Source organism: Clostridium sartagoforme (assembly GCF_004794105.1).
Lineage (GTDB): Bacteria > Bacillota > Clostridia > Clostridiales > Clostridiaceae > Clostridium > Clostridium sartagoforme_B.
Genome location: NZ_SRYR01000015.1, coordinates 40262 through 51237, shown reverse-complemented (window position 1 = coordinate 51237; position 10976 = coordinate 40262). Strand labels below are relative to the sequence as shown.

At 29.9% G+C, this 10976-nt stretch carries 8 protein-coding genes and 1 other annotated feature; of the genes, 6 read left to right on the top strand and 2 right to left on the bottom strand.

Annotation, left to right across the window (positions count from 1 at the left end; translation table 11 throughout):
• Positions 1 to 177 precede the first annotated feature (177 nt).
• From E5347_RS15745 to E5347_RS15730, 4 genes are all read left to right on the top strand, one after another.
• Complete coding sequence (locus tag E5347_RS15745; RefSeq protein ID WP_136008180.1) at positions 178 to 3204, top strand: polysaccharide lyase family 8 super-sandwich domain-containing protein; 3027 nt, start codon at positions 178 to 180, stop codon at positions 3202 to 3204.
• Positions 3205 to 3276: 72 nt separating this feature from the next.
• Positions 3277 to 4056, top strand: a complete 780-nt coding sequence (locus tag E5347_RS15740; RefSeq protein ID WP_136008179.1) for a sulfite exporter TauE/SafE family protein — start codon at positions 3277 to 3279, stop codon at positions 4054 to 4056.
• A 44-nt stretch (positions 4057 to 4100) separates the two neighbouring features.
• The gene (srtB, locus tag E5347_RS15735) at positions 4101 to 4832 is read left to right on the top strand and encodes a class B sortase (RefSeq protein WP_136008178.1); all 732 of its coding nucleotides are present in this window, start codon (positions 4101 to 4103) and stop codon (positions 4830 to 4832) included.
• Between the two features lie 404 nt (positions 4833 to 5236).
• Positions 5237 to 7003 (top strand): aminopeptidase P family protein, encoded by a 1767-nt coding sequence (locus E5347_RS15730; protein WP_136008177.1) that lies wholly within the window; start codon positions 5237 to 5239, stop codon positions 7001 to 7003.
• Between the two features lie 68 nt (positions 7004 to 7071).
• On the opposite strand, the gene E5347_RS15725 is transcribed toward E5347_RS15730, so the two are convergent.
• Positions 7072 to 7572, bottom strand: coding sequence for an FUSC family protein (locus E5347_RS15725; protein WP_136008176.1), 501 nt, complete (start codon positions 7570 to 7572; stop codon positions 7072 to 7074).
• 35 nt (positions 7573 to 7607) lie between these two features.
• Positions 7608 to 8081: an FUSC family protein gene (locus E5347_RS15720; protein WP_136008175.1), complete on the bottom strand. Its 474-nt coding sequence runs from the start codon at positions 8079 to 8081 to the stop codon at positions 7608 to 7610.
• 142 nt (positions 8082 to 8223) lie between these two features.
• On the opposite strand from E5347_RS15720, the gene E5347_RS15715 reads away from it, so the two are divergent.
• Together E5347_RS15715 and metG are read left to right on the top strand one after the other, a co-directional pair.
• Positions 8224 to 8562, top strand: coding sequence for a hypothetical protein (locus E5347_RS15715; RefSeq protein ID WP_136008174.1), 339 nt, complete (start codon positions 8224 to 8226; stop codon positions 8560 to 8562).
• A 44-nt stretch (positions 8563 to 8606) separates the two neighbouring features.
• Positions 8607 to 8842 (top strand) — a binding site (T-box leader).
• A gap of 102 nt (positions 8843 to 8944) precedes the next feature.
• Complete coding sequence (metG, locus tag E5347_RS15710) at positions 8945 to 10888, top strand: methionine--tRNA ligase (protein ID WP_136008173.1); 1944 nt, start codon at positions 8945 to 8947, stop codon at positions 10886 to 10888.
• Positions 10889 to 10976 lie beyond the last annotated feature (88 nt).

Sequence of the window (10976 nt, the reverse complement as noted above, 5' to 3'; positions counted from 1 at the left end):
TACTTATAGCATTATCAATAGTTGCTTATAATTGCAAAATATTAGGATAGAATATGGGGGATATTAAATGTCCCCTTAATTAAAAATGAACAGGTATTAATTTAATTTAATTCAGAATTGCTGAGGATAAGATAGATTTTATTGTTTAAATTAATAAAGGGAAACGGAGAGATAATAATGAAGAGAAAGAATTTAAAAAGCTTAATTGCAATGGCATTAACTATATCAACAGTAGTTACATTAGCAGGACCAACTATAGCTCATGCTAATGAAATTTCTAAGGCAGAATATACAGCTATATTTGAACAAGATACAAGAGCTGTCTCATCATATGAAGAATTAAGAGAAAAATGGGTAGAACTATTAACAGGAAATTCATTATCAGGATTAAATGATCCAGATGCAATGAAAAATATTAAGTTAATGGATGAAAATGTTAAGCAATCCATTGAAAGTGCTGATATAGATATGGCAACTGACTATGTTTGGTCAGCTTTAGTTGATGGAACTTCAAAATCAGCGACTATCACAGCTCAATTTAAAAGAATAAAAGAAATAGCTGTTGCTTATAAGACAAAGGATTCGAGCTATTATAATAATGCTGAATTACTAAATGTAATATTAAAAGCTACAGAAAAGATGCATAATAAGCATTATAACAAAGATATTGCAAAGATGCCAAATAACTGGTGGGATTGGCAAATAGGAACTCCAAGAGAATTAGTAGATATTATTGTTTTAATTGATAAAGACTTTGGAGATCTAAAAGGAGAATTAATTGAAGCTGTTGATAGATTCATACCAGATGCAACTAAGAGACTTGGACAATCTGCATCATTTAAGGAAACTGGAGCAAATCTTTTAGATAAAGCTTTAATAGTTGCAATAAGAGGGATAGCTGATGGAAATGATGAAAGAGTATCCCATGCAGCAACAGTAGTACAAGAAGTATTTCCATATGTAACTAAAGGAGATGGATTTTATATAGATGGTTCTTTCCTTCAACATGGAGATATAGCTTACACAGGAAGTTATGGAGCAGTACTTTTAAATTCATTATCTAATTTATTATACATAGTTCAAGATACAGAACACAAAATAGATACAGCAGATTATTACAACTTGTTCAGATGGATGAAAGATTCATATGAACCAATAATGGCTATTGGTGGAAATGTAACTGACAACGTTAGGGGTAGAGCTATATCACGTAAATCTCAACAAGGGGATTCAAGAGGTAAGTTTATTATTTCTTCAATGTTAAGAATAGCGTCAATTGCTCCTAATGCAGAGGCAGAAAATTATATAAAGAGCATAACCAAAAGATGGATTAATGAGGGTTCATCATTAACAGAAAATTATTTTATTGGATTATCAGCAGGCGATGTTGCTAATATGAAAAATGTTTTAAATGATGCAACTATAATACAATCACCAGAAAGAAATTACTATAAACAATTCTATTATATGGATAGAGCTGTAAGCAATAGACCAGACTACAACTTTACAGTAAGTATGAGTTCATCTAGAATTGCTAACCATGAAGATATAAATGGAGAAAGTACTAGGGCTTGGTATACAGGACAAGGTATGACTCAAATATATACAAATGATTTACAACAATATAATGAGGATTTTTGGCCAACAGTTGACCCAATGAGATTACCAGGTGTAACAAGCGATGGACAAACTAGAAAGTTTACTGATAAGGGAAATTCTTCAGCTTGGGCTGGTGGAACAACAGTTGATGGAGTAAATGGTGTATCAGGTATGGAAATACTACCTTCATACAGAACTGCTGATGGAACAGCAACAGGAATGTCAGCTAGAAAATCATGGTTTATGTTTGAAAATGAGATAGTAGCTGTAGGTTCAAATATTTCTAGTACAGATAAGGATGTTGAAACTATTATTGATAATAGAAAAATTAAGGATTCAGCAGATAATACATTCTTAGTAGATGGAGCAGAATCTACTAAAAATGTTGGAGATGAAAATATAGTAGAAGCTAATTGGGCTCACTTAGAAGGAAATGTAGATAACAGTGATATTGGGTATATATTCCCTAATAAAACTGAAATTACAACTAAGAGAGAAACTAGAACTCATAAGTGGAGTGAAATAAATACAAAAGCAGAATTTACTGATACTGCTGACAATACTAGAAGCTATTTATCATTAGCTATAGATCATGGAAATGCACCAACAGCAGGAACTTATGAATATGTAATCTTACCAAATGCTACAGCAGAAGAAACAGCTGCTTATAGTGAAAATCAAAAGATAGAAATATTAGCTAATAACGAAAAGTTCCATGCAGTTTATCATAAGGAAGAGAAGATATATGCAATTAATGTATTTGAAGCTACTAAGATCTCTGATAATTTAGAAATTAGTGGACCAGCTTCTATTATGATTAAAGAATTAGAAGATGGTGGGTATAAGGTTTCTGTATCTAACCCAACTAAGCTTGAAGATAAAATAGACTTTATATTCACTGAAGATGGATTAGGAGACTTTAACGTAAGTGGAGAAGGAACAGAAGTTAAAAATATTATTTCTGTAGACACTTCTTCAAGAACTGGTGAAACATACGAATTTACATTATCACCAAAGAAAGTTGCAGTAGAAAGTGTTACTCTAGATAAGACGGAAATAGCCTTAAAAGTGGGGGAAAAGAGTAAGTTAACAGCAACTATTAATCCTGAAAATGCTACTGATAAAAATGTAGTGTGGACTTCAGAAAATGAAAGTATAGTCAAAGTTGATGAAGAAGGAAATATTGAAGCTTTATTAGAAGGAGAAACATTAATTAAAGCTACAGTAGATGGTAAAGAAGCTACTTGTCTAGTGAAAGTAGAAAAAGTATCAAATAATGAAATACCAGATGATAATGACAAAGATGATACAGACAATGGCAAGGACGATGAAAGCAATGACAAAGGCGATATAGATAATGATAATGCAGGAAATGACAAAGATGATGTAGATAATGATAAAGATGGTACAAGCGACAATGAGGACAATGTAAATAGTGATAAGGACAATTCTGGAAATAGTAGTACTGGAAATATAGCAGATGATAAAGAGAGTAGTGGTAAGACACCATATACAGGAGATACATCTTCAGTATTAGCTTTAGGATTAACTATGGTTGTATCAGCAGGCGGAGCATTTGCACTAAAAAAGAAGAAAAATAAATAATAAATTAAATGGCAGACTGTACTATTAAATACAGTCTGCTAAAGCCATTTAAAGATAGAAAAGGAGTTACATATGATAGCATATTTTTTAATAGCATTAGGAGCAACAATACTTGGAGCAATGGCTGGATTAGGTGGTGGAGTTATTATAAAGCCACTTTTAGATTTTTTAGGAGATTATAGTTTATCAACAATAGGCGTTTTATCTTCATTTACAGTCTTTTCTATGGCTGTAGTATCAATAATAAAACAAATTAGATATAAGGTGAAAATAGAAGTAAGAAAAACAGTATTTATTGGTATTGGTTCAATTATTGGAGGAGTCCTTGGAGACAAGGTAATTAATTTAATATTAAAGGTAGTAAGTGAATCTTTAGTAACAATAATACAAAATTCTATATTAGCAATACTTCTAATTTTTATTTATATCTATATGAATAATAAAGAAAAGTATAAAAGCTATAAAGTGAATAATTCTATTGCTTGTATATTAATAGGCCTTTTATTAGGAAGTATTGCTTCATTTTTAAGTATAGGTGGAGGACCTATAAATGTTTGTGTACTAGCATTATTTTTCTCTATGGATACAAAGGAAGCAGCGGTAAATTCAATTATTACAATCTTATTTTCTCAAGGATCAAAGCTAATTACAATAATTACAACACAAGGATTATCAGGATTTGACTTAACTATGTTACCTTATATGATAATAGGAGGAATAGTAGGAGGAATGATAGGATCTAAGCTAAATAAAAAGTTTAATTCAGCAGCTATTTTGAAAGTATTTAATATTGTAGTATTGGCTTTAATTTTATTAAATGTATATAATATAATCAGTATGATAATATGGTAATTATAGATATATAAGATAATTTATGGAGATAAGGGGGGGAGTCTATGAAGAAAGGGTTAATTGCAAACATAGTTAGAAAAGTTCTTATATGTATTTGTATGGCTATATTTCTGATTTCAGCGTATCAATTGTATAAAATATTTACTGAATATAATAAAAATAGTAGTGTGTATGAAGAAATTAAAGATGTAGTACCAACGATTAAGACTGAGAATTATATTACAAAAGAAGAATTTGAAAATCTTAAGTCTCAAAATGGTGATTTTAATTTCTGGATTAGAGTACCTGAGACAGAAATAGATTATCCTGTGGTACAAGGTATAGATAATGATGAGTATCTATATAAAAACTTTAAAGGTGAAAGCAATAAAGGCGGAAGCATATTCCTTGATGCAAGCAATAATATAGAGGAAGATAAAAACTTGGTGGTATATGGTCATAATATGAGAGATGGAAGTATGTTTGGAACCTTAAGAAGGTTAAAAAACCATGAATACTTTGATAAGAATAATAAAATATATATTTATTTAGAAGATAAGACTTTAGAGTATGAAATATTTTCAGTTTATACAGAAGACGCAACTCTTGAATCTTATAAAAATAAATTTAACAATGATGAAGATTATAGTAATTATATAAATGAAGCTTTAAGCAAATCATTTTTTAGTTTTGATGTTAAAGATATAGATAAAGGCAAAATAATAACATTAACAACATGTACTAATGTTACTGAAGAAGAAAGATTAATAGTGCACGGAAAACTGATTGGCAGTTAGTAATTAACAATTAATAATTAATAATTAATAATTAACAATTAAGGATGAAACTCAGCTTTGGCTGAGTTTTTGTATTTAAGTTTTAATTATAAGATTAGATAATATTAGGTAATGGAATTATAGTAATAAATCATTAAGGTTTCTTTTATGGATTATATTTACCTGTATTGGTATAATAATACTTAGATAGATAAAGTGATTCTTATCTTCAGGTGGAGTTTTCTTAAAAAGTAGAGAACCAAAATCTTGTATTTTGTGTGAATCACTTTCACAGAGTACAGGATGCCTACTCCATCTGAAGGTTAGAAAAACTAATCCAGGCGCGTAGCAGTGCTTAGCTCCCACTTATAGAAGGGGGGAGTGTTAGCAATGGTAGCGATCGGATAAAATAAGGAGGAGAAAGTATGAGCAATTTAGAAAAACTTAGAGAAGTAATGAAGTCAGAAAATATAGATTATTATATTATTCCAAGTAGTGATGCCCATCAAAGTGAGTATGTAGCTAATTATTTTAAGGGAAGAGAGTTTGTATCTGGATTTACAGGTTCAGCGGGTACTCTTTTAGTTGGCTTAAAGGAAGCTTATTTATGGACAGATGGAAGATATTTTATTCAAGCAGATAATGAATTAAAGGGTAGTGGAATTTCTCTTATGAAAATGAGAACTCCAGGATATCCAAGTATTGAAGAATGGCTTAAAAAGAATGTTAATTCAGGAGAAGTATTAGGCTTTGATGGAAGTGTTTTCTCTGTAGATCAATATGAAGGATATTTAAGAATAGCTAATGGAAATAATTTTACTATAAATATGAATAAAGATTTATTAAATAGTATTTGGAACACAAGAAGTGAGCTTCCTAAGAATAAAATCTTTATACATGATGTTAAATATGCAGGAAAATCTGCTAAAGAAAAGTTAGAAGAAGTAAGAAATCATATGAAGGAAGTATCAGCTGAAAATTATATACTTTCATCATTAGATGATATAGCTTGGTTATGTAACATAAGAGGGAATGATATTGACTTTAATCCAGTTGCACTTTCATATGTAATAATAAAACTAGATAGTGCAGTCCTTTATATAAATGGAGAAAAAGTAGATGCTGAAACTAAAGCTGCATTAAATAAAGAAGGATTTGAAATAGCGGAATATAGTGATGTGGAAAAGGATGTTAAGCTTATAAAAGGAAAAACTTTAATAGATTCAGGTAAGCTTAATGCTAAGTTATTTATAGCTTTAGATAAAGATGTTGAAGTTATAAAAGAAATGAATATCACTACAAAATTAAAAGCTATAAAAAACAGTACTGAAATAGCTAATTGGGAAGTTTCTCAAGTAAGAGATGGAGTAGCCATGGTTAAATTTATTAAATGGCTAAAGGAAAATATAGGAAAAGAAAAGATTACAGAAACATCTGCTAGTGATAAATTAACTGCAATTAGAGCTATGGGCGAAAATTATAAAGGTGATAGCTTTGGAACTATAGCAGGATACAAAGATCATGCAGCAATGATGCATTATAGTGCTACAAAGGCAAGTGAATATGAATTAAAAGCTGAAGGAATGTTCCTTGTAGATTCAGGTGCACAATACTTAGATGGAACTACTGATATAACAAGAACATTTATATTAGGACCAATTACAGAAGAAGAAAAAACAGATTATACATTAGTATTAAAAGGCCATATAGCATTATCTTCAGCTAAGTTTTTAAGAGGAGTTACAGGTGTTAACCTAGATATATTAGCAAGAAGACCTTTATGGAATTGTGGAATAGATTATAAATGTGGAACAGGTCATGGAGTTGGATTCTTCTTAAATGTTCATGAAGGGCCACAAGGAATTAGAGTTGAAGGTAATTCAACTGTATTAGAACCAGGAATGATATTAACTAATGAGCCAGGAGTATATAAAGAAGGTAAGCACGGAATAAGAACAGAAAATACACTATTGGTAGTTGAAGATGTAAAGTCAGAAGAGTTTGGTGAATTCTATAAATTTAGAACAATATCATATTGTCCTATAGACTTAAATGGTGTAAATGTAGAATTACTTTCTCCTGAAGAAAAGAAATGGCTAAATGATTATCATAAAACTGTTTTTGAAAAATTAAGTCCTTATTTAAATGAAGAAGAAGTAGAATTCTTAAGACATGAAACTAGAAGTATATAAGTAAAGTGAAAATATAAAATCATGGAGCTGTCGCAAAAACAGCTCCATTAATAATTAACTACTAACAATTATGCTTTATTTGAATTTGGTGGCGAAATAAATTTATTAACTAACAGTCCTATAAATATACCAAAAAGAGTTTCAATAGTTCTATTAGTAGCATAGAAAATTGGATCGGTAAAAGCATGAACTGTAGTTACAGCTAGGAATGCTATACAGGAAATATTTATAGCACCAGGTTTTTTAATTAAATTACAAATATATATAACTACAATTATTCCTATAGCGATAGTTATATAAACTAAAAGCTTTCTAATAGGATATATGTCAATTTCATATGTGAAAAATCTACATAGTATTAAGAAGGTTAGTCCGATAATAGCACCAAGTATAGTTCCAAGTCCTCTGTTTATAGCCATATTTATAGAATTAGAAACTGTATCTTGAACGCAAAAAACAGAAGTCATACAAGCAAAAAATGGCTCGTTTGGGAAAAGTAATAAGCATAAAAATACTGCGATGGCAGTCTTAATTGTTCTTAGTCCGATCTTGGGGAAGGTAATTTTCATAGAGTATCTCCTTATCTTTAGTTAGTTTGATTTATCTAATTTTTCTCTTTTGGAGGATGAATATACATATTAATAAGAATCGCTACAACCACTCCAAAGGCAGTTTCTATAGTTCTTCTAATAGAATACATAAGTGGATCATCATAACCATTTGATATAAGGATACCTATTAATACGATTGATGCAATTGAACATGCTGCAGGTTTTTTTATAACATTACATGAATAAATTATTAAAATAACTCCAATGGCAGTGACTAATGGAAGAATAGGTTTTAATGAGAAAAAGTCAATTGTAGTAAGGAAAATTAGTCCTAATATACCACCTAATAATGTTCCAATTAATCTGTTTCTACCTATTTTAAGAGAGTTTTCTACAGTATCTTGCATGCAGATTACAGCTGCTATTGGTGCAAAAAGTGAATTCTGCCAGAATAGAAGACAAATCAAAACAGCAAGTCCTGTTTTGATATTTCTAGAACCCATAGAAGGGAATTCAATATTTTTCACAGTATCAACTCCAATCTTTTTTTATACATTATATCATAGAATTTTAACAAGTTATCTTAAAAGTAGGTTGCTAATATATAATTAAGTGTATAAAATTATTTTACGAAGAAAAGCAATGAAAAAGTGAAAGGATAAGGGGCATATGAATTTTTGGATATATTTATTGATTGCAGAAGCAATACCATTAATACTATTTGTTTTAGGTGGATTATATGAAAGTAATTCAACTAAATATAAAGAGAATAAGATTAGTTATAAAAGTATTTATGCAGATAAAGATAAAACATCTTTTGAATATTGTAATAAAGTAGCAGCTAAGCTTTTTGGAGCAACAGGAACTTTACTATTTATAGTTAATGCTATAAGTTTATTCTTATTTGGAGAAGGAGCTATTACCTTTGTATTATTATTTAGTTTATTTATGGTAGTACTAACAAAGATGATGATAGATAGGCTTATTAAAAAGAAAATGGGAAAATAATTGACAGTAAATTTAATATAGAATATGATTATAATAACAATGATTAAAATGCAATGAAGAGAAGAGTAGTTGGGAATATTTTGTCTTTAGAGAGCTAGGGGAGGTGAAAGCTAGCGTCAAGATACCTGATGAAGATGGCCTTGGAGCATATTTCTTGAGCTTATGCTAGAGAAGTACGGGAGCAACCGTTATATTGCAAGGTGATTATTGTCACCTACTGAGATATTTATTGTGAAATAAATATAAACTAGAGTGGTAACGCGTATATTACGTCTCTATATAGGTCTTAATACCTATATAGAGACTTTTTTAATATATGGGAAAAATAAAATTACATAACCGCTTTTTATAATGAAAACTAATACTAGGGAGGAATAATGATATGTGTAAAAAACCATATTACATCACTACACCAATTTACTATCCATCAACTAAACTTCATATCGGAAATACTTATACAACAGTAGCAGCAGATGCTCTTGCTAGATATAAGAGATTAACAGGATATGATGTAATGTTTCTAACTGGAACAGATGAGCATGGACAAAAAATTCAAAGAATAGCTGAGGAGAAGGGAATAACTCCTAAAGAGCATGTAGATGAAATAGTATCAGGAATTAAAGATTTATGGAAAATGATGAATATTAGCTATGATAAGTTCATTAGAACTACTGATGATTATCATATGAAGGCTGTTCAAGATATATTTAAGAAATTATATGAAAAGGGAGATATATATAAATCTTCTTATGAAGGCTTATACTGTACACCTTGTGAATCTTTCTGGACAGAAACACAATTAGTTAATGGTAACTGTCCTGACTGTGGAAGACCAGTTGAAACTTCAAAGGAAGAAGCTTACTTCTTTAAAATGAGTAATTATGCTGATAAATTAATGGCTCATATAGAAGCTCATCCAGAATTTATTCAACCTGAATCAAGAAAAAATGAAATGGTTAATAACTTCTTAAAGCCAGGATTACAAGATTTATGTGTTTCAAGAACAAGCTTTGACTGGGGAATTCCAGTAACCTTCGATGAAGGACACGTAGTATATGTATGGATTGATGCATTATCAAACTATATTAGTGCTTTAGGATATGGAAGCGATAATGATGAATTATACAAAAAGTACTGGCCAGCAGATGTTCATTTAATAGGTAAGGATATTTTAAGATTCCACACTATTTATTGGCCAATTATGTTAATGGCCTTAGATTTACCATTACCTAAGCAAGTATTTGGACATGGATGGTTACTTGTTGATGGTGGTAAGATGTCTAAGTCTAAAGGTAATGTTGTTGATCCAGTAACATTAGTTGAAAGCTTTGGAGTAGATGCAGTTAGATATTACTTATTAAGAGAAATTCCATTTGGAGCAGATGGATTATTTAATAATAAAATCTTTATAAAGAAGATAAACTCTGATCTTTGTAATGACTTAGGAAACCTATTATCTAGAACTGTTGCTATGATTGAAAAGTACTTTGATGGAGTAATTCCAAACAATAATGTAAAAGAAGCTATTGATGATGAATTAATTAGCTTAGCTTTAGAAACTCCAAAGAAGGTAAATGATGCAATAGATCATTTAAGAATTCCAGAAGCTTTAGAATATATATTTGATTTAGTAGGAAGAGCTAATAAATATATAGATGAAACAACTCCATGGATATTAGCTAAGGATGAAGAAAAGAAAGAAAGACTTGGAACAGTTTTATATAACTTAGTAGAAAGTTTAAGATTTGCTTCAGTTTTACTATCTGCATTCTTACCAGATACAAGCAAGAAGATAAATGAGCAAATAAATACTGAAAACACTACTTTTGAATCATTAAATAGTTTTGATGGAACAGTAGTAGGAACTAAGGTTCAAAAGGGAGAAGCTTTATTCCCAAGAATAGATGTTGATAAAAGATTAGCAGAATTAGAAGCTTTAAGAGAAGCTCAACTAGCAGCTAATAAAAAGGAAGAGAAGAAAGAAATAACTCCAATTAAAGAAGAAATTACAATTGAAGATTTCGAAAAAATAGATTTAAGAGTAGTAAAAGTTTTAGCTTGTGAACCAGTTAAAAAAGCTAAAAAATTACTTAAGTTAAAGATAGATTTAAATGGAGAAGAAAGACAAGTAATTTCAGGAATAGCTCAATACTATAAACCAGAAGAATTAGTTGGTAAATATGTAGTTCTAGTAGCTAACTTAAAACCTGTTACATTAAGAGGAGAACTATCACAAGGAATGATACTTGCAGCATCAACAGATGATGATAGCTTATTAAAAGTAGTAAATCCGGGGGAACTACCAACAGGAAGCGTAGTTAGATAGAAAATAAAAATTAAAGAATGAAGAAATGAAAGAATTAAGGAATTAAAAAATTAAAGAATTGAGGGAATAATTCAGCTATAACTGAATT